15 protein-coding genes and 5 pseudogenes are annotated in these 19,073 nt (G+C 42.4%); 7 read left to right on the forward strand and 13 right to left on the reverse strand.

The genetic code is table 11. The annotated features are described in order from the left end of the window. Positions 1-180: 180 nt before the first annotated feature. Positions 181-1,536: pseudogene (prfC, locus tag ACYRY3_RS04760) on the reverse strand (peptide chain release factor 3); the annotation flags it as partial. On the opposite strand from prfC, the pseudogene ACYRY3_RS04765 reads away from it, so the two are divergent. Continuing rightward, positions 1,533-2,081: pseudogene (locus tag ACYRY3_RS04765) on the forward strand (Crp/Fnr family transcriptional regulator); the annotation flags it as partial. The pseudogenes prfC and ACYRY3_RS04765 sit on opposite strands and share 4 nt — an antisense overlap. 133 nt (positions 2,082-2,214) lie before the next feature. On the opposite strand, the gene ACYRY3_RS04770 reads toward ACYRY3_RS04765, so the two are convergent. From ACYRY3_RS04770 to ACYRY3_RS04790, 5 genes and pseudogenes are all read right to left on the reverse strand, one after another. Next, complete coding sequence (locus tag ACYRY3_RS04770; protein WP_460200575.1) at positions 2,215-3,246, reverse strand: PstS family phosphate ABC transporter substrate-binding protein; 1,032 nt, start codon at positions 3,244-3,246, stop codon at positions 2,215-2,217. Between the two features lie 199 nt (positions 3,247-3,445). After that, complete coding sequence (locus ACYRY3_RS04775) at positions 3,446-4,879, reverse strand: protein kinase domain-containing protein (protein ID WP_460200576.1); 1,434 nt, start codon at positions 4,877-4,879, stop codon at positions 3,446-3,448. Positions 4,880-4,982: 103 nt separating this feature from the next. After that, positions 4,983-5,909 (reverse strand): annotated as a pseudogene (locus tag ACYRY3_RS04780) (LysR substrate-binding domain-containing protein); the annotation flags it as partial. Then, on the reverse strand, positions 5,833-6,564 hold the full coding sequence (locus ACYRY3_RS04785) for a hypothetical protein (RefSeq protein WP_460200577.1): 732 nt from the start codon (positions 6,562-6,564) through the stop codon (positions 5,833-5,835). The pseudogene ACYRY3_RS04780 and the gene ACYRY3_RS04785, both read right to left, overlap by 77 nt. A 397-nt stretch (positions 6,565-6,961) precedes the next feature. Continuing rightward, positions 6,962-7,525: a Uma2 family endonuclease gene (locus ACYRY3_RS04790; RefSeq protein WP_460200578.1), complete on the reverse strand. Its 564-nt coding sequence runs from the start codon at positions 7,523-7,525 to the stop codon at positions 6,962-6,964. An 82-nt stretch (positions 7,526-7,607) separates the two neighbouring features. On the opposite strand from ACYRY3_RS04790, the gene ACYRY3_RS04795 reads away from it, so the two are divergent. Beyond that, positions 7,608-7,913 carry a hypothetical protein gene (locus ACYRY3_RS04795; RefSeq protein ID WP_460200579.1) on the forward strand — a complete coding sequence of 102 codons (306 nt, stop codon included), beginning with the start codon at positions 7,608-7,610 and terminating at the stop codon, positions 7,911-7,913. A 58-nt stretch (positions 7,914-7,971) separates the two neighbouring features. Next, complete coding sequence (locus ACYRY3_RS04800) at positions 7,972-8,190, forward strand: hypothetical protein (RefSeq protein ID WP_460200580.1); 219 nt, start codon at positions 7,972-7,974, stop codon at positions 8,188-8,190. A 39-nt stretch (positions 8,191-8,229) separates the two neighbouring features. On the opposite strand, the gene ACYRY3_RS04805 is transcribed toward ACYRY3_RS04800, so the two are convergent. Then, on the reverse strand, positions 8,230-9,483 hold the full coding sequence (locus ACYRY3_RS04805) for a M28 family peptidase (protein WP_460200581.1): 1,254 nt from the start codon (positions 9,481-9,483) through the stop codon (positions 8,230-8,232). A gap of 315 nt (positions 9,484-9,798) precedes the next feature. Here ACYRY3_RS04805 and ACYRY3_RS04810 point away from each other — a divergent pair. Continuing rightward, positions 9,799-10,242: pseudogene (locus ACYRY3_RS04810) on the forward strand (sulfite exporter TauE/SafE family protein); the annotation flags it as partial. On the opposite strand, the gene ACYRY3_RS04815 reads toward ACYRY3_RS04810, so the two are convergent. The 4 genes and pseudogenes from ACYRY3_RS04815 to ACYRY3_RS04830 form a co-directional block, all read right to left on the reverse strand. After that, positions 10,141-11,763 carry a B12-binding domain-containing radical SAM protein gene (locus tag ACYRY3_RS04815; RefSeq protein ID WP_460200582.1) on the reverse strand — a complete coding sequence of 541 codons (1,623 nt, stop codon included), beginning with the start codon at positions 11,761-11,763 and terminating at the stop codon, positions 10,141-10,143. The pseudogene ACYRY3_RS04810 and the gene ACYRY3_RS04815 sit on opposite strands and share 102 nt — an antisense overlap. A 21-nt stretch (positions 11,764-11,784) precedes the next feature. Continuing rightward, complete coding sequence (locus ACYRY3_RS04820; protein WP_460200584.1) at positions 11,785-12,039, reverse strand: SemiSWEET transporter; 255 nt, start codon at positions 12,037-12,039, stop codon at positions 11,785-11,787. A gap of 54 nt (positions 12,040-12,093) precedes the next feature. After that, positions 12,094-13,914, reverse strand: a complete 1,821-nt coding sequence (locus tag ACYRY3_RS04825) for a hypothetical protein (RefSeq protein ID WP_460200585.1) — start codon at positions 13,912-13,914, stop codon at positions 12,094-12,096. Between the two features lie 336 nt (positions 13,915-14,250). Continuing rightward, positions 14,251-14,682 (reverse strand): annotated as a pseudogene (locus tag ACYRY3_RS04830) (chorismate synthase); the annotation flags it as partial. 55 nt (positions 14,683-14,737) lie between these two features. Between ACYRY3_RS04830 and ACYRY3_RS04835 the strand changes: the two are divergent. The 3 genes from ACYRY3_RS04835 to ACYRY3_RS04845 all read left to right on the forward strand — a co-directional run bounded on the left by ACYRY3_RS04835 (position 14,738) and on the right by ACYRY3_RS04845 (position 16,274). Then, entirely contained in the window at positions 14,738-14,917 is a 180-nt protein-coding gene (locus ACYRY3_RS04835; RefSeq protein ID WP_460200586.1) for a hypothetical protein, read from the forward strand. Positions 14,918-14,920: 3 nt separating this feature from the next. Further along, positions 14,921-15,421 (forward strand): GNAT family N-acetyltransferase, encoded by a 501-nt coding sequence (locus tag ACYRY3_RS04840; RefSeq protein WP_460200587.1) that lies wholly within the window; start codon positions 14,921-14,923, stop codon positions 15,419-15,421. Between the two features lie 91 nt (positions 15,422-15,512). Next, on the forward strand, positions 15,513-16,274 hold the full coding sequence (locus tag ACYRY3_RS04845; protein ID WP_460200588.1) for a HEAT repeat domain-containing protein: 762 nt from the start codon (positions 15,513-15,515) through the stop codon (positions 16,272-16,274). A 68-nt stretch (positions 16,275-16,342) separates the two neighbouring features. Here ACYRY3_RS04845 and ACYRY3_RS04850 read toward each other — a convergent pair whose 3' ends face one another. After that, positions 16,343-17,680, reverse strand: a complete 1,338-nt coding sequence (locus ACYRY3_RS04850) for a PQQ-dependent sugar dehydrogenase (RefSeq protein WP_460200589.1) — start codon at positions 17,678-17,680, stop codon at positions 16,343-16,345. A gap of 78 nt (positions 17,681-17,758) precedes the next feature. Then, the gene (locus ACYRY3_RS04855; RefSeq protein ID WP_460200590.1) at positions 17,759-18,856 is read right to left on the reverse strand and encodes a hybrid sensor histidine kinase/response regulator; all 1,098 of its coding nucleotides are present in this window, start codon (positions 18,854-18,856) and stop codon (positions 17,759-17,761) included. Between the last annotated feature and the right edge of the window lie 217 nt (positions 18,857-19,073).

A 19,073-nucleotide genomic window follows, 5' to 3' on the forward strand; every position in this document is an offset into this window, starting at 1 on the left:
AGGTTTTATTTTAACGGTTGCGCTGAAATTGTTTTTAGCTAATTGCTAATCGCTAATAGTTCTTTTCCATTAGCCCTTCGGGTATTTCCTCTAAGGAGGCTGCGCCAACGCCAGTTCACTCTTGTTGGGAAACCCGTCTACAGGGGGCTGGACTCACCATTAGCCATTAGCCATTAGCCATTAGCCCTCTGCCAGTTGTTGTGCCGAAAAAACTGGTGCGATTGCGCTCAATTTTAAATTTGGATGGTCTTCCAGTAATTGATGGCAATTCCATTCATTGCGGAACAGTAATACTGGGCGTCCCATACTATCTTTCACTGTTGTTGTGTTGAATAAACGTCCGATTTTATTCAACGCTTCCCAACCACCTTCAACCCAACGGGCGACAGAGTAAGGTAACAATTCGAGATGGGTTTCTACGCCATATTCGTTTTGCAAGCGGAACTGTACAACCTCAAATTGCAACTGACCGACCGCAGCCAAAATGGGATCGCGCTTCGACTCATCTACCGAGTACATAATTTGTACAGCCCCCTCTTCCCGTAACTCGGAAACACCTTTTTGGAATTGTTTAAACTTAGAAGGGTTTGGGTTGCGGAGAGTAGCAAATAATTCTGGTGAGAAATAAGGAATACCTTCATATTCCAACTTTTGCCCAGTGTAAATGGTATCTCCTATGGCAAAAACACCAGGATTGTTCAAGCCAATAACATCGCCAGCATACGCAACGTCAATTGATTCTCTTTCTTGGGCAAATAATTTTTGCGGGCGGGACAGACGAATATTTTTGCCAGTACGGGCATGATTCACTGTCATATCTTTTTCAAATTTTCCCGTACAAACACGTACAAAAGCTACGCGATCGCGATGCTTTGGATCCATATTTGCTTGCAGTTTAAAGACAAAACCGGAAAACTCTGGGTACGTTGGTGGAATATCGCCCACAGTGCTGTTATGAGAACCCGGTCTTAAGGCATACTTGAGGAAACTGTTGAGAAATAATTCTACCCCAAAGTTGGTCATAGCACTACCGAAGAAGACAGGTGTCATTTTGCCTCGGTGTACCAATTCCAAATCTAATTCCGGTCCCACCCCTTCGAGCAGTTCTAAATCGTTTTTCAGTTGATAATAGAGGTCTTGTTCCAAAAGTTCTTCAATTCTGGCATCACCCAAATCCACTACCGTATCTACGGCTTCGCGGCTACCGTGGGCACTTCTTTCAAACAAGTGAATTTGTTCTTTTTGACGGTCAAAAACACCCTTAAAACGGTCGCCCATACCAATGGGCCAATTGACAGCATAGGTCTGCAAGCCCAATTCTTGCTCTATTTCGTCTAACAGTTCCAACGGTTCTCTTCCAGGACGGTCAAGTTTATTCACGAAGGTGAAGATAGGAATACCGCGCATCTTACACACTTCAAATAACTTCCTTGTTTGAGGTTCCAAGCCTTTTGCAACGTCAATCAGCATGACTGCATTATCTGCTGCTGCTAGGGTGCGATAAGTATCTTCACTAAAATCTGGGTGTCCGGGGGTCCGCCCAAGTTAGTGCCACTGCAAGTCAGTTAACATCTCGACGCATCAACAGAACCCCAGAGGAAGCTTTCTTAGGGTTCGTTGGTGCCGGACAACCGTTTGAAATTGTTGCTCAGTCGCCATTCACGCTACAGTCTTACGCCCATGTGGACCAAACAGCAGTGCTGTGGATGGACTGGCACGATCTAGACAATTGGCCTCACTTCCGCCGCGAAGTTATGGATGCCTTTAGATATCAGCACCAGCGCAAGCTGCTGTGGCTGAGTGCTTTAGGACAACGTCGCACTATTGACCGTCTCCTGGGATTCCTCACACTGCTCATCGAGGAATATGGAGAACCGGCAATGAGCGAAACCGACCCAGACGTTATTCGCGGTTATTGCCTGCCTTTCCCCCTCACTCATGCCCAAATTGGCAGTGCTATTGGCTCCACTCGTGTTACTGTCACCCGCTTGATGGGCAAATTGCGTCAACGCGGTTTAATTCTTACACAAGGTGATAATCTCATCTGCTTGCCAGCAGAGTCGATTAATAGAGCCAGCTAGAGCAACAAAGGAAGCAGGTGCTAGGGAATTTTGACAAACTCTTCTTGGGTAACAAGTTCCTGTGCCTGCTAAATTAGCAGTCATAAGTCGTTAGTGGTTAGTGGCTAGTAGGAAAATAACTAACCACTAGCTTCTACCGAATGCTCACATATCCAGCTTTGGCAATTAATCTCTGACCTTGAGCAGTCAGCATGAGATTGGCGTAAGCCTCTCCTGCTTCCTCGTCTGTTTGACCATTCTGTTTAACAATGACAAATAATCTTCGGGTGATAGGGTATTCATCATTCTGAAAAGCGATTGTATTCAGTTGGTTGCGCTGTTTTGGACACTGAGAACGAGGAACGAAAGGTTCGCTGTAAGGTGGAACAAGCTTATCTGATGATTTTCCCAGTAGTACGGGCTTAACGCTACATTGTCCCACCACTTCTGGTGCTGAGGCATAGTAGATACCGCCTCGGTTTTTTGCCAGATCTTGTAAAGCAGTTGTTGTGGTGGAAATGTACTTTACATTTGTGCCAAACTTTTCACCCCCCAAAACATTGTCGTTAAAAAATTCCACAGTCCCTCCTTCTTCCGGACGGCGAGAGTAGGGTGTTATAGGTAAGTTGGGACCACCTATAACCTGCCAGTTGGTAATTTTTCCCGTGTATATGTCTTTGACTTGGGCAACAGTTAAACCAGTGATATTGAGATCCGGATGAACTGCGATCGCAATGCCGTCAATTGCCACTGGAATTTCTCTCAGTGTAAACCCCCGTTGCTGTGCCTGTTGATATTCTTCATTTTTAATAGGACGCGACGACTGGGAAAACGCTAGCTGGTTATCTAAGAGCATCTTAATGCCACTTCCAGAACCTGGTGAACCAGAGGTAGGGTCAGTATAGCGTAGTTGAAATTCAGGAAAAACGGTTTGAATAGCTATATCGACATCTTTTCTGATTGGTGCCCAAGTCGTACTCCCACCATAACTGAATAATCCTGAAGGAACTTTTGGCACTTGGGAAAAAGTTTGATAGTTCGACTGTCTAATTTGCCGATACCCTTGATTGCTTAAGGAGGCTAAATTAATACCAGAATGGTTTAGCCACCAATAAACGGCACCCATTAATCCCAGTGTAATTACGAGAGAGAGAGCTAAAACCGCAGTTTCATTTTTTGCCGCCATAGCTATTTTGAATTATTTACTTTAAAAAAAATTTTGTAGCACCAAGTTCTTGAGGTTATTAATTTGACAATTTTTGTTTGAGAGTACTCCTGGAAATGTACTTAGCTTAGGCTACAAACAAAAGTTCCCTCGTTTCGGATTTGGTTATCAAAATAATTTTCAAATACCAGATCAACTGTTGTTTGCATAGCAAGGAAGTTTAGAGTATCAAAGATAACAATTTGTAGATAAGGCGAAACAGTGCTGTAGTTGCGATCGCTATCAAACTAGCTGTAATAGGTAAGATAATTAACTGCTGAATACTTAGACCAGCGTGGAGAAACGGGACAAAATAAACAACAGCAAAAGTAATGGCTGGAATGATTACTAAATCCCACCTTTCAATCCACCGCTTAGCTTGAGCAAACAGGAGTATTCCTAAAATCACGACGGAAGCAGCCACGGTAATCAAAGGGGATTTCAACAAACTGAAGAGAGCTATAGCAAACAATCCACCTTCAAACCCACTAAATGCCGCACTGCCTAATATCTCTAATACAGAAAATGGCTGTTTGGATGACGGCTTGTTAGCAAGTGATGGCTGTTGATTGTGCGATAACTGTGGTTGTACTGATAATTGCTGTTGTGGAGGTGTTGAGGGCTGGGGAGGATTGATAGTTGTGGGAGGTATTCCTACCGGGGGTGTATCCAGGGCTTCTAAAACATCCTGCGCTGATTGATAGCGGGAGCTGACAGCAGTTTGGAGCATTTTATCCAGAATATCCGCAAGATGAGAACTGACAGTCACTCGAGACCGCCATTTCCATTGATTAGTATAAACATCAAATAACTTAGTTACGTCTTGTTCCCCCGTCAGTAACATCACAATAGTAACTGCCAAGGCGTATAAATCTGTGGATGGAAAGACTTGCCCCCCAGACATTTGCTCGGGGGGTGCAAATCCCATAGAGTATATACCGGTGGAAGGGGCTGTAGCGCCGATAGGAGAATTTGCCACCTGTTTCACTGCGCCAAAATCTAGCAAATAAAGTTTGCCATTCCGATGCCGCATAATGTTGGAAGGTTTGATATCTCGGTGGATAATGTTTCGGCCGTGAACAAATTTGAGTACCTTGAGAATTTCTCGCAGGACTTCTAATACCTCTTGTTCGGAGAATTGTCCTTTGTTGATTAATTCTTCCTCTAGGTTTTGCCCGTCGATGTATTCCTGTACTAGGTAAAAAAATTTTTCTTGCTGTCCTGGTACTAGAGCTGGCACTTGTAACGGGAAAAAAGCAAACAGATCGGGGATTTGCTCGTGTTGATTGCCTATTTGCTCTAAAACCTCTGCTTCTCGTTCAAATAAATCCTGCGCCAGATGCATTTGAGTGACACTTAAATTTCCTGAAGGCTGAAATTGCTTGACCACACATTGGCGCATTCCTGGAGTATAGCGATCGCGTGCCAAAAATGCTGCTCCAAACCCCCCTTGTCCTAAAAGCTTGATTGGTAGATAGCGTCCAACTAAAATCAGAGGCATTCCGCAAGCAGTGCAGTATTTCTGCTGCGCTGTTCTCAGGGTTGCGTTATCATCTAGATCTGGAAAATGGTTTAGCGGGCGGGGGCAGCGGGAACGTGTACAGTAAACTTTCATGATTGGTCATTAGTCATAAGTCATGAGTCATTGGTCCTTGTCCTTCGTCCTTAGCCGAGGACAAATGACAAAGGACAAATAACAAGGGACGAATGACTATATCTTATTCGTCATCAGAGTTATGATTTCCTCCATCCAAAATACTTACCACCATTGTTTTTGGTATAGATTTTAACAGTTCTAGATTCCATCCCGGTGTAGCAAACTGAGGTAAAATTTCCCGACTAAATGCTTCTGCTGCTTTGGATCGATAGCGGTTGGGATTAAAAATCAGCCTTAACATCCGCTTAACGATAACACCTTCTATAGGAGCGCAATGCAACAGCCCCATTTGTAACTCTTTAGCAATTGCTGAAGTTGAGACAAAAGCGGCTCCCAAGCCAGATTGAACGGCATTTTTAATAGCTTCTATGGAATTGAGTTCCATTTCAATTTTAAAACGCCGGGTATCGATGTCACAGCGTGCTAAAACTTGGTCAATGACCTTGCGGATAGTAGACTGTGAATCCAAAGCAATGAATTGCAGTTTATATAGGTCTTCTCTTTGAATCGTTTCAAGTTTGGCAAAGGAATGGGATACGGGTAAAATCAGTGCAAGCTCATCCTCAGCATAAGGAATAATCTCCAAAGATTCCGCCAGTTCAGCCGGAATTTCGCCACCGATGATTGCCAAATCCACCTGCCCGTTGGCCACACTCCAAGCAGTTCTGCGGGTGGAATGGACGTGCAATTGTACTGCCACATCCGGGTATTTTTGTCGGAACATCCCAATCATCCGGGGTAAAAGATAGGTACCGGTTGTTTGAGAAGCGCCAACAATCAGAGTACCGCCCTGGAGATTTTGTAAATCCTCAATAGCGCGGCAGGTTTCCTGACACAAACTGAGGATTTTTTCACCGTAGCTCAGAAGTAAATGTCCGGCTTCGGTGAGTTGGGCACGACGTCCTCCACGGTCAAATAACGGGACATCTAATTGCCGTTCTAGGTTTTGCACTTGCAAACTCACGGCAGGTTGGGAAACGTAGAGGCTGTGCACTACTGAGGTTGGCACCACTGAGGTTGGCATCGTTCAAATCCAGAGTGCTTATAAGTTCTGCATCAAACAAAAAACGAATAATGCTTCCCTTTCGTTCTCCGTCCCGATCCAACCTTCGTAGCACTGATAATGTTCTAGCGCGTGCTATGTCAAGAGCTGCATCTAGCACAGGATATTCGGGGTCTGACGTTTCTAACTTTTTATCAATCAATACTTTTAAGTTTTTATCAATCAGCAGTTCTGACATTCGGTCAATATAAGCCTCTAGAGCTTGTTCACGTAAGCTGTTATCTGCTATTTTTTTCTCAGTTTCAGCCTGCTTTTCAGATCGCCTCTGTTCTGCTTGTTGAAAGGAAAATAATACAAATGGAATGGCAATCGTGCCAGCTAAGCCTAACCAATCCCACAACGTCTTTGCTGATTGAGAATGGGTAGTTGTTTCTGTAAGTTTGATAATTTTTCCGTCCTTGGGGTTTATAACTTCCTTTGTAGTTTTTGATTGATTCGAGTCTGGTCCAAAACCAGACCCCTCAAGCGAGTACAGTAGTGAGTACAGCAAGTGCAGTTGTATAGCAATTCCAGCTATAACAAAGATAATTAAGGTAATGCCAATGGCAAATACGGAGTATTTGACTATACTTCTTTTCATTAGATACTCCTATCTTGCTAAATATAATCCACTGCTATCGTTAAAGTTGGCATGGGCATAGCGACTCGTATTATTAAAAGATTTATGTCCCAGCGTTTGTTGCACTAACTGAGTAGACCCCTATCGAGTGCATGGGAAGCATGGCTGTGTCGCAGCCAATAGGGGCGGATACGACGATCTCACTTCGCCAGTTCACCAGCTTTGGCGACGATATAAGCTAACAGCCCGCCCCAAGCAATAGCACTATAGCAGAATGGTGAGATAGCGATCGCTCGGAGTATAACGATATCTTTCACTGTTAACGGTACAAGTAAGTAATCTTTGTACCCAAACCTATAGTTTTCGGCAGCCCGCTACAACGAAATTGTTAGATATGCAGATGTATATATTTATTGTTTTACTCTAATAACCAGCCAAATACAGTTCCTACACTCAGATTTAGCTCATTGGCAAAGGACGGAACTGGAAGTTTTTGCTCTGGTTCGTCAAACACCTCTAGTTGCTGCTTTGGAAGATAAACAAACACAGTTTGCTCATATGGGTCAATTAACCAACCCATTTGAGTTCCAAAATTGAGGCAATGCAAAATATTTTTGGTTACTTTTGTTTGGCTTTGGTCAGGTGACAGGATCTCGATTGTCCAATCAGGAGCTACCGTCCAAGTATTAGCAATTTCACCTTTTTCGTCGCGTGGAATTCTCCCCCAAGTAAATACAGACACATCTGGAACTATCGATCGCCCACCAAATGTGCAACGTAACTCTGAAAATGCTCGTGCAACCTGTGGAGGTTTAAGAATTAAGTTGACAATTGTAGAAAACTCAGTTTGAATTGTGCTGTGCTTACCCTGTGGCATTGGCTTCTGAATTATTTGCCCATCAATATATTCGCTTGCAGGTTCGGTTTCTGGTAGCTTCAGAAACTCCTCCAAAGTCATAGGTTGAGATGAGGTTTGTACCATTGAGACTTCCTTGCATAAGGGAGTTTGATTAGTAATGCTAAAATGTACTATAATACCTAATACAAGGTAAGAACGACGTGGCATGGCTCAGGACAGAGGAGATCGGCTAGACCGAATAGAAGCGGCGTTAGAAAATTTGCAGCAGCAGTTGGACAACCAAGTGATTGTAAACGCGGAGTTGAGACAATCGACTGCTGAGTTGAGAGCGTCAACCTCCGAACTTAGGTCAACAGCAGAAGCCCTACTGCAAGTGGTGACAATTCACCAGCAGAACTTTGAGCGATTAACTTCAGAACTGAATGCTGACCGTCAGGAGTGGCGATCGCAAATTGAGCGGATATGGGACTACCTACGGCAACGCGCCAATGGTGAGACTGAAATCGTTTAAAAATCAATACGGTTCAGTTAAGGCTGATGTGTAAATAATCACGCTGTAGAGACGCGCCATGGCGCGTCTCTACGACATGGCGCGTCTCTACGACATGGCGCGTCTCTACGACATGGCGCGTCTCTACGACATGGCGCGTCTCTATGTTGTGTTCTCAATCAGGGTTCTGGTCTTATCTGAACCGTATTGGTTTAAAAATAGACGTAACGCAGCTGTATATATTTATTGTTATTCTACCCGACAGAAAGCCCAGATTTTTTGGTTGTCAAATCCATGACCTGGGCTAACAAACAAAAAAACTGGGCATTAAACTACATCAAGAAGATGGTGGTGAAGTGGACACAGTGTTCAAAGCACCATCACTTTGCAACAACTCAGTTGTCGCATTCACCACAAGCTGTGCTGCACCTGTAAAGAATTCACGGTCAATAGTGGCTGGGACATCAGTGGGTTTGTGGTAGTGAGGTGTTCGTAAATTTGCTGTATCCGTTACCAAAACAGCACCAACTCCTTGATACCAAAACGGTGCGTGATCGCTGCGAAGCATATCCGGTGTCAGCAAGCCTTTGAGGGGTACTGGTAGTGCGAGTACGGATGGCAATGAGGGAGATGGGGAAGTTATTTCAGCCTTTTGGCTCTTATCTTCTTTATTGAACGCAGTTTGGAAATTGTGTGCTTTTTGAAAAGCGTGAAGGAGTGGCATGTGTTCTGCATCGCCCACCACTGCCAAAAAATCCCCTTTGTCGCTGGCTGGGGCGATGGGCAAACCCGAGGGGTATTTTTGACATCCAGAGGTGTGGCAGGCATAACCGACCATATCCATTACAATGACGCTACGTAGGTTTTCCAAATGTGCTTTATTTGTGACAAAAGCTTTGCTCCCTAAAAGCCCTGCTTCTTCTAAGTCAAAAAAAGCTAACTGTAACGTTTTGGTAGTTGGAACAGAACTCAGGAGTCGAGCAACTTCTAAAACAACAGCAACACCACTGGCGTTATCGTCAGCACCAGGAGAGAAGAAAATGGTATCGTAATGAGCAGCGACCAGAATACTGCCCGCTTCTTTATTTGTACCGGGTCTTTCTGCAAAAATGTTAATACCTTCTCTGGTGTCTTCCAACTGTTTGCCTGTGAACTTCTCCATCTGGGGGTTCCAACCAAGTTTCTTCAATTCAGACGTAATGTAAGCCCTAGCCCGTGCTCGTTCGACTGGAGTATGACGTATAAAATTTAACTTAAGAAGGTGGGAGAACAGCTTGTCACCGGAGACTTGTGGGGTATTGACAATGAGCGAGCTATCTACCTTTTCTTGTAAAGACTGATGCGGAGACGAGGATTCGGAAAGAATATGACGGGGTGAATTGGAGAGAGAAAATTTCCCCTTGTGCCCTTGTTCCTGAGTCCTCATGTCCTTTTTATCTGCCTCTTTCTTTACAGGAATGGAATTTTCAACTCTAATGCTATAAATAACTGACTCCTGCGGCTGTTGAAAGAATCCTTGTGTACCCAAGACAACGACTGCTGTTGTTAAAGCTAACAGCACCAACCAAAACCATTTTTTCTTTACTTTCATTTACAAACCCTTTCCTTTTCACCTTGTCCCCTTCTCTCTTAATTTCCTGACATAGAATGGCGCAACCGTTAAGTTTGACGCCACGTCTTTTGACAGAAGCGTTAACTTCATCTAGAGTTCCCCATAAAACTGTCAAAGTATAGACAATGCTGCAAAAATTTTTCCTATTCCAAAACAGGCAAGTATAAAGGATCGGTAGTTGGCTTCTTACCTTAACCTAATTTAATAAGTCAAATTTTAATCAAATTTCAAATGTTAAATTTGTTACTTATTGCAAGCCTGGGGTTTCTGGGAAGTTTTGGACATTGCTTTGGGATGTGCGGTCCTCTTTCGGTGGCATTTTCTCTGTCTCAGAACCAAGACAAAACGGCTATCACATCTAGACAATCCCCCTGGCAGAACCATTTCCAATTTCATATATTACTAAACTTGGGACGAATGTTGAGTTACACCCTAGTCGGTGCTGGTATTGGTGCTTTGGGTTCCGTACTGCTCAACACCGGGCAACTAGCGGGAATTGGTAGCGAGTTACGCCAATGGATGGCAATTATCACTGGTATTATGCTGATTTGGTTTGGCATTAGTCAAATAAATCCTAAATTTCTACCCCGCATACCAGTGTTACATCCTTTTTTGCAAAGCAATTTACATAACCGCTTAAGTGCAGAAATGGTCAAGCTTTCCCAACAAACCAGATGGTGGACGCCTGCAGTTTTGGGTATAACATGGGGTTTGATGCCCTGTGGGTTTCTCTATGCTGCCCAAATTAAAGCGGCTGAAACTGGTAACTGGTGGATGGGTGCAGCAACAATGTTGTTTGAAAGCACGTTTGTAGCTACCTAAAGAATCTCCAAAGCTTCGGGTGAGTTCTAAAAGTTGGGAGAGTCGGCGATCGCCCCTCGACAATAAAGCTTGAATAATTGACCAGTTGTAGCTTTCAGGGCGAAAGTCTATTCCTTGTTGTCTAAATTGCTTTTGTAAAAACTGCAATCGTTTTTCGGCTTGAGGATTGACTCCAAACCATTGAAATGGGGTGTGTGCTTTGGGAACAAAGGTGCTGCAACCCAGTGTTAACCGCAGTCCGGGAGCAAGTTTTTTGATATCGCGCATCATTGATACCGTTGCATCCAAATCCTCTGGTTCCTCTCCGGGAATTCCTACCATCCCATAAAGTTTCAATCCAGATAGCCCTCCAGCTTTCGCATTGATTGCCGCTTGAAGGATTTCGTCGTTTTGTAACTTTTTATTTACAATACGCCGCAATTTTTCAGAACCACTTTCTACAGCAATGGTGAGTGACTTTGTGTCTCGTTTTGCCAAAGTTTGTGCTAGCTGTACCGTGACTGTGTTTGTTCGTACTGAGGCAATACTTAGACGGACATCATCGTACTTTGGCTGACTGATGTAATCTAGCAAAGCCTCAAACTCTGGATGCTGGGTAACGGAAGCCCCTAGCAATCCCAGACGATTTGTCACGGATAGCCCTTTTTCAATTGCTGGAATTAACGAACCTTCTAAACTGGCAGTTCTAAAAGGCAGGGTGAGATAACTTGCCAAACAGAAACGGCACATCTCCGGGCAACTTCTCACCACTTCTACCATGTAAATGTTTTCCCAAGCGGCTTTTTCTGTCACTACTGTAGATGCTGAGAGAATGTTTCCCCGGTAAGTTTGCTTATGCACTACACTGGGAATTTCTTCAGAAATGGGTTCTATTGATTTTATTGCCCCATTTAATGAATGATATTTCACCTCATACAGACTAGGGACGTAAACACCGGGAACTTGTGCTAGTGCTTTGAGTTTGCTTTGTCTGTCTGCGTTTCTAACTTCCTTATAAGCTTCAATAAAATTACCAAGCAAATTTTCGCCATCCCCAAGCAAAACGACATCAAAGAAATCGGCAAAGGGTTCGGGGTTGGCTGTTAGTACCGGACCACCACCAAAAACTATGGGGTCGCGATCGCTTCTATAATTTCCTCTAATGGGAATTTCGAGAGATTCTAGTAAATTTAATATATTGACATAATCCAATTCCCATGAGAAAGAAAAGCCAATTAACTCAGGCTTTCTGGGAAGTTGTTCGCGAGTATCGGTGAATAGACGGCTCACCTGCACATCAGAACGCATAGCCAAGCTTGCCCACACCAATTGATAGCCAAGACTCGTAATGCCCACACTGTACTCATTAGGAAAGGCAAAGATGGTGGGGATAGCATCAGGAGCGGAGATAGCAGGATTAAATAAAAGGTGTTCAGCTGCAAATACAGAAGATGTCACAGGTGTTGATTAATAACAGGTTTATCTATATTTAATTTTAAGCCATAAAATTATAAGGTTAAAAACTAAGGTGACACCGTTAGCAAGAATTATTGGCAAAGATTTGAGAGCGATGCCATAGATTAACCACAAGAAGATACCTGTGTTAAAAGTTATCAGCATAACAAAAGAAACATCTTTTGCTGATTTTGTCTGCCATGTTTTCAGCATTTGAGGAAGGAAGGACAAAGTTGTTAGCGTTGCAGCAAACAAGCCTAAAATTGTAATAGAATCCACGAGATGCTACCCCTGCAAATTGTTTTTTGTCTATTGGAGCAAAATTTTTTATTTCTATTTTATTCCTTTATCTTTCGATCTCTTTTGATAAGATTTAGCCCAACTATAGCGTTCTGGGTCTTTCTTCAGTAAATATTCCAAGGTATTCTGACGTTGCTTTTCATTGGCTTTTATTTTTAAAATTTGTCTAATTTCATCATCTATTTCTTCTACTTTTGCTCCACGCTGCATTGCTTCTTTAAAGAAAAGGTCTCCGTTTAAATAATTACATCTATCATAAGAAATAGTTCCCAGTAAAATATAAGGCTTATAACTTTCAGAATGACATTCTATTGCTTTCCGAGCAAATATTTCTGCATTAATTAAATCCAACATATCTCTAAAAGCTGCACCTCTAGCAACTAGAATAGCTGACTTGAGAGAATTATCTTGAATTATTTCAAATTCTATGTTCGTTAGACTTAAGGCTTTTTCTGGTTCATCTGCTTTACGCCAGTAATCACTGGTAGTTGGGATGTGCCATCGATCGTGAGTACGATAAAATTCTTGTTCATAAAATTCCGCTTCCAGTCTGTAATGTGCAATAGCAATTTTTTCTCCAGCAGATAAAAGGTTCTTTTCCCTAAGGTAAGTCACCGATAGTGGGTCTAGCCGCTCTTTTGCCTCCAGCTTCAACATAATTTTGTAGAACGGCTCGAAAGGAAATTGATTTTTTGTATCTACAATTTCAAATTTTCTCTTTAAAGTTAGAAAATGATGGTGCTGAGCAAAGGTAATAATATCATCATGATTATTATTTTTTAACCAATCGATTTCTAGCTCGCTTAGAGACCATCCCAATACAACCCTCGATTTCAAGCTACGAGCATATTTTTCATTAGCTATTGCGATGGTTTCATAAAGATTGTTATTTTTGAGAAAATTAATATCTTCTTCTTGTAAAAGATGATCTGTGTCAATCAATTTAAGAACTTCATACAAGTGACTATAAGGTGAATAATCCTCTTGACAATCAGCTTTATATTTAGTTTTTAAAATAGCAAATTCTCGTTTTTTTTCTAAATTATTCGCAATAGCTATAGTTTCGGAAAGCCCATGCATTTCTAACCAGTTCATTTCTGAATATGTCAGGTCTTCGTCAGCATCAAGTTTTTGCAAAATAAAATACAATTGGCTGGAGGCAGATTCGTCTGTATATTTATTGGCTTGATATTTTTCCTTAAGTTGGGAAAATGCTACCTCTCTTTCTGTCTCTTGTTGCTTAAAAACTTCTATTGTTTCCACTAATCCATGATTGAGCAGCCATTCTATTTCAGAATTTTCTAAACGGATTTTCTGGTCTAGCTTTTTAAGAATGATGTGTAATGGATTATAAGGAGAGGAATCAGAATGTTTTGTTGCTTGATACTTTTCCTTTAAGGCAATAAACTGCTTTTGGAGTTCCATCTCCTCAATCATTGTTACTGTGGCAAACATTTGATTTTGTTTCAACCATTCAAGCTCTTCACCAGTTATCTGATTTTCTGAGTTTAATTTCCAAAGAATTGGAAATAGAGGAGCTGATATATCATTTTTGAAACCATTCCAGTAGCTGGGAACTTTATATTGAGATTTGAGATGGTAAAATTGGTTCTCTAGTTTTATAATTGCTTCTGCTCTACGTTGCTCTTCCTTCAAAATATTTTCTACAGTTTCAAAAAGCTTGTGCTCTTTTAACCAATTCAACTCAAATTGAGACAGTTTGACTCCCATATCAAATTTTTGCAAAATTAGATACAATAAGCTAGAGGGCGATGAATCACTATAGGTAGTTGCGCTGTACTTAGATTTCAAATCTTTAAAGTGTTTTACCTGATTTTGAAACTCTTCTTCCATGTTGATAACTAGTGCAATACACTTTGATTAATTGTTATTAATGCTACTATAACAGCACTGAAAACAAAAAGGTAGAGTGTTCCAAATTCTGAGTAGTGGAAACGATGCCTCGATCGCTCAGATAGAAGCAATAACACATGTGAAGATGTTATGGCGCAACTGAGAACCGCTATATAGCAGTTCTCCTGAACCTAATTTTAGGGCAGCACTCTCTCAATCCTTACCAATGGCTAAGGACAATTGACAGATGGAATTTTGGTGGGCAGTGCCCACCCTACTTACAATTGACAGATGGAATTTTGGTGGGCACTACCTACCATACATGAAAGCAAAAATTTATGACAAAACTTTACACTGTCCGTAATGCCGTAAGAGATGATCGCATAGCACAACCGCTACCATTGCCTCAACCATTGGCACAGCACGGGGTAAGACACAGGGGTCGTGGCGTCCTTTACCTGCTAAAACTGTTTCCTCTCCTTCTTTAGTCACCGTCTTTTGTTCTTTTCTAATAGTTGCTGTGGGCTTAAAGGCAACGCGTAAGATGATGTTTTCTCCGTTGGAAATGCCACCCTGAATTCCTCCAGAACGGTTGGTTGTGGTGCGAATTTCATCATTTTCATCAATATAAAATTCGTCGTTATGCTCAATACCCGTTAACAAAGTTCCTGCAAAACCAGAACCAATTTCAAAGCCTTTGCTAGCAGGAAGTGACATCACACCTTTAGCAATATCGGCTTCCAATTTATCGAAAACTGGATCGCCCAGGTTGCCCAAAACCCAACATTAAATGAGTGGTTGCCCAAAACCCAACATTAAATGAGTGGTTGCCCAAAACCCAACATTAAATGAGTGGTTGCCCAAAACCCAACACCATTCACCATTGATTGAATTGAGCGACCAAAGGCAACGCAATCTGTTATTTGTTGGGTTTCGCTACCGCTCAACCCAACCTACAATCTTACTTGACGGGGAAGTACCACCAAAACGGAGTCATTATTGAGATTTGGAAGCTTTAGCACCAGGTTATATCATTCGCCGTGGTTCTACTGTAGACCGGGCACTCTTGGTCAAGTTTATGTATCGGACTTACCAGGAACTTTTTCCCAACCAGCAAGATTTTTCCCATTTGGCACAAACAGTTGAGCAATATTTTTCTAGCGGAACATCTTTGTGGTGGGTCGATTTTGTAGGAGAGGATTTTTCCACTTCCCACTCAAAAGCCCCTCCCCCCGTTGCTTGTCTTTGGGTAGGAAATGCAATCGATCAGGTATGTGGAGTGCGTTACGCTCACATTTTTTTACTCTACGTTGCGCCAGAACATCGACGGCGCGGTATTGCTAAAGCCTTAATGCTGCACGTGGAAAATTGGGCAAAGGCTAGAGGCGATCGCCAGATAGGTTTACAAGTGTTTGACACAAACACAGCCGCATTAAATCTTTACAAGCAACTTGGGTATGGAACTCAGTCACTGTGGATGCTGAAACCGCTCAACACTGAGGAATAATCCTTGTTATATTTGGCTAGAAAACTTATCAATCTTCACTTATTGCTACAAGGGGCTTTATATTAATCCTTATCAGGGATTGAAACGCAATATGTATGACGAAGAAGACCTAAAAATACTTGATGATGTTGAAACAGAGCTAGAAAGCCCTCTAGACCACTTGGGACCGCTAACTGCTGAAGCAGAGACACCTAAGCCCAATCCAGAGGTCATGCTAGCCCTACTGGAACACGCCGAACCGCAGCAAAGGATGCTAGCAGCCCGTGCTTTTTGTGACATAGAAGATGCACGGGCAATTCCCCACTTGATTCGCTTATTAACTGATACCTGTCCTTTAGTGCGAGTAAGTGCAGCATATGGCATTGGACGCAACCCAAGCCAAGATGCGGTGGAACCATTGATTGTCCAATTAAACCAAGATTGGAATGGTTACGTGCGTAAGGGCGTTGTTTGGGCTTTGGGGAACTGTCGGGACATCCGTTCTTTAGCACCTCTAGCAGATGCTTTAAGAACGGATATTTCTGCAGTACGCTTGTGGGCGGCTAGCGCCCTGGCTCAAATGGCAGACGTAGGTTATGAAGCAGTTGTGGGAGCAATACCACCTTTGATTGAAGCTTTAGTGCAAGACCCCATAGCCCCAGTGCGGAGTAATTGCGCCTGGACATTAGGGCAATTGTGCCGGGAACTCCCTTCCAATGTAGTCTATGCCACCGCTGTTGACGCTTTAATTCAAGCCTTTGCTGAAGACAAAGATTTGGGAGTAAGGGAGGATGCCAAAGCAGCAATCTTGGGTGTAGGTGATGCCCGTGGTCTCCAAATGATTGAAACGCTGGAACTTGAGGGATGGTTTTAGATTGTGTCCTTTGTCATTTGTCCTTTGTCCAAAGTCCATTTAATTAACAAATGACAAATGACAAATGACTATCTCTTATACTGAATCCGATAAATTCGATTATTGGCTTCCTCTGTGACTAAAAGACTACCGTCAGGTAAAACAAGTAAACCTACAGGACGTCCCCAAGTAGATGGCACAGAGGGGTCGAGCAAAAATCCAGTGAGAAAGTCTTCATAGTAACCCTGTGGTTGTCCTTTACTATCAAAAGGTACGAAGACAACTTTATACCCAGTTGCGCGATCGCGATTCCAAGAACCACGAAAGGCAACAAAAGCACCGTTACGGTACTTTTCAGGAAACGTCTGACCGTCATAAAATTGCAATCCCAAGGCTGCTGAATGTGCTTGAAATAACACATTTGGAGTCCGCGTGCGGGCTGCTAACTCAGGTCGTTTGCTCTGGTTAGCTGTTTTCTGACGTGGGTCAAGATTGTTGGGTGTGAGGTAAGCATAGGGCCAACCGTAAAATTCTCCCTGCTGAATGCGAGTTAAGTAATCTGGTACTAAATCATCCCCTATACCATCCCGTTCATTGACAGTTGTGTAAAGTTCTTTTGTTACAGGGTGAAAATCTAGACCAACTGGGTTACGCAAACCAAAAGCAAAAGTTTGTCTTTGGGAACCATCTAAGTTCATGACCTGCACTGAAGCCCGTGGCAGGTCTTCTTCATCTACATTGCTTTCGGAACCAATTGAAACGTATATTTTATTACCATCTGGTGATAGTACTACATTGCGAGTCCAGTGCTGATTGTACCCGCCACCAGGTAAATCGGCTATCTTTTTCCCAGTACCATTGAGTTGCTGCTGACCTTTCTGGTATGGGAATCGCAGGACAGCATCAGTGTTACCCAAAAAGAAAGAATTATCCCCAAAAGCCATACCAAATGGGATATTGACCCCATTGCTGGAGTTAGCAAATATTTCTTTCACATCAGCTACCCCATCGCTATTGGTATCTCTGAGTAAACGAATGCGATTTTCTCTGGTTTCTGTCACCAAGACGTCACCACTCGGGGTTAAAGCCAACCAACGCGGTGCATCCAGACCATCTGCAAAGACGTTTACGACAAAGCCAGAAGGTACGCGCAGAGTGGGATTTTCTGGAATTGGTAACACTTGGGGTGGGTTGGACGCACTTTCCGTCGCAAAGGGTTTTGGTAAATCTTTGAGATTTATGCGGATGGGTGCAGGCGAGAGTATTTCAGTCCGAACAAGATTTTTGGGCTGTGCCGAATTCTGTGCTAACTGAACAGGTGCAGAAGATGGGGCAGTAGGTTCTTCTTCTAAAGAGGCACTAGTCTGGTTACAGGCTGTTGCTATACCAAGAAGCAGAAACAGCAGCAACCATTGCAGAGATTTCATGGCAGTTCCTAAATGATTTAAGGGTGGAACACTTTCGAGTTTAGCTCTCGAAGAGTGGCTCTTGAACCTTCTGTGTTGTCATTTAGTACATGGAAGCATTACTTGTACAATGGTTTTCTCTTTTGGCTTACTCTCAATTTTGAGTTCGCCTCCATGTAACTCAGCTATACGTTTAACAATAATTAATCCCAAACCCGAACCTTGCTGTTCGTAAAGTTTTCGCTCAAATTGTCGATAAGCACCCAAATCGGAAATTTGGGCGCTGGTCATACCTCTGCCGTAATCGGTAAACGATAGGGAGAATTTATTATCAATAATAGTACTTGTTATATGAATATCTGTTTTTAGCTGTGAAAATTTTAAGGCATTATCCAGTAATTCTTCAATAATCTTATAGAGTCTGGTTTCACAAATTCTTAAGCAACAAGATGTTTGCCAGTTTATATGTACATCGGCTGACCGCCCTGCTTTTCGGGCTTTTTCTTCGATTAATCTTTTTAAAGATGTTGAGGGAAATGTAGTTTTATGGTTTAGCAATAACTTTATTCGCTGTGGATCTGTGGCTGTGATTTCCAATTCCACATAAAGTAAAAATTTTTGGATCAACTTATATAGCCGTTCACCTGATTTATGAATCCCTTCAGCCATCTCGCGAATTTCTTGACGGGTCAGGTTATCGACCTCTTTGCTCAGAAGTTCTGAAAAACCCAGAATTCCATTCAGTGGCGTCCGCATCTCATGAGGAAGGGACATAGTAATACTGCTACGCAATTCATCCAGCTTTTTTTGTGAATGCTGATGAATGGTGATTTGCTTTTCCAATCGAGAGGAAATAGCAGCTAATAATTCTAGCCTTGTAAAAGGCTTTGTTAGGAAATCATCAGCTCCGAGTTGCATCCCTTGACGGAAGTCAGCTTTTTCGCTTCTAGCAGTCAGAAAAATAAACGGAATTGTTGCTGTTGACGGTTGTTGGCGTAATATTTTTAAAACATCATGCCCGTCTAGCTGTGGCATCATAACATCGCAGATAATCAGGTCTGGAGCTACCTCCTGGGCTAACTGCACACCGATTCGACCATTCTCTGCAGCAATGACATTGAAATTCTCGTAAGTGAGTAATTCCACAAGGTTTTGCCGCACGGTTGCCTCATCTTCTATTACTAGAATTTTGTGCATATATTAAAATCATAATTAATAACAATTAAAAAATCATTCATTCCTTTTGTTCAATTATTTTGTCATTTTTATCCTCTTAAATAAGTATTTAATTATAATTTATTAACTTATTGAACAGCCCCACTAACCACTAACTACTGAGTAGGTCGGTAAGAAAAAAAGTAACTGGTGAGGGTCGTCCTTAGTCATTTGTCATTGGTCATTAGTAAGGGTTTTC

The organism is Scytonema sp. NUACC21 (assembly GCF_054684315.1).

Excerpts from the sequence above, each read along its gene's own strand:
- ACYRY3_RS04850 (WP_460200589.1), bottom strand. The coding sequence starts at position 17,680 with ATGAAATCTCTGCAATGGTTGCTGCTGTTTCTGCTTCTTGGTATAGCA.
- ACYRY3_RS04825 (WP_460200585.1), bottom strand. The coding sequence starts at position 13,914 with ATGGAAGAAGAGTTTCAAAATCAGGTAAAACACTTTAAAGATTTGAAA.
- ACYRY3_RS04800 (WP_460200580.1), top strand. The coding sequence starts at position 7,972 with ATGGCGCGTCTCTACGACATGGCGCGTCTCTACGACATGGCGCGTCTC.
- ACYRY3_RS04790 (WP_460200578.1), bottom strand. The coding sequence starts at position 7,525 with ATGGTACAAACCTCATCTCAACCTATGACTTTGGAGGAGTTTCTGAAG.
- ACYRY3_RS04845 (WP_460200588.1), top strand. The coding sequence starts at position 15,513 with ATGTATGACGAAGAAGACCTAAAAATACTTGATGATGTTGAAACAGAG.
- ACYRY3_RS04805 (WP_460200581.1), bottom strand. The coding sequence starts at position 9,483 with ATGAAAGTAAAGAAAAAATGGTTTTGGTTGGTGCTGTTAGCTTTAACA.
- ACYRY3_RS04770 (WP_460200575.1), bottom strand. The coding sequence starts at position 3,246 with ATGGCGGCAAAAAATGAAACTGCGGTTTTAGCTCTCTCTCTCGTAATT.
- ACYRY3_RS04775 (WP_460200576.1), bottom strand. The coding sequence starts at position 4,879 with ATGAAAGTTTACTGTACACGTTCCCGCTGCCCCCGCCCGCTAAACCAT.
- ACYRY3_RS04785 (WP_460200577.1), bottom strand. The coding sequence starts at position 6,564 with ATGAAAAGAAGTATAGTCAAATACTCCGTATTTGCCATTGGCATTACC.
- ACYRY3_RS04855 (WP_460200590.1), bottom strand. The coding sequence starts at position 18,856 with ATGCACAAAATTCTAGTAATAGAAGATGAGGCAACCGTGCGGCAAAAC.
- ACYRY3_RS04795 (WP_460200579.1), top strand. The coding sequence starts at position 7,608 with ATGGCTCAGGACAGAGGAGATCGGCTAGACCGAATAGAAGCGGCGTTA.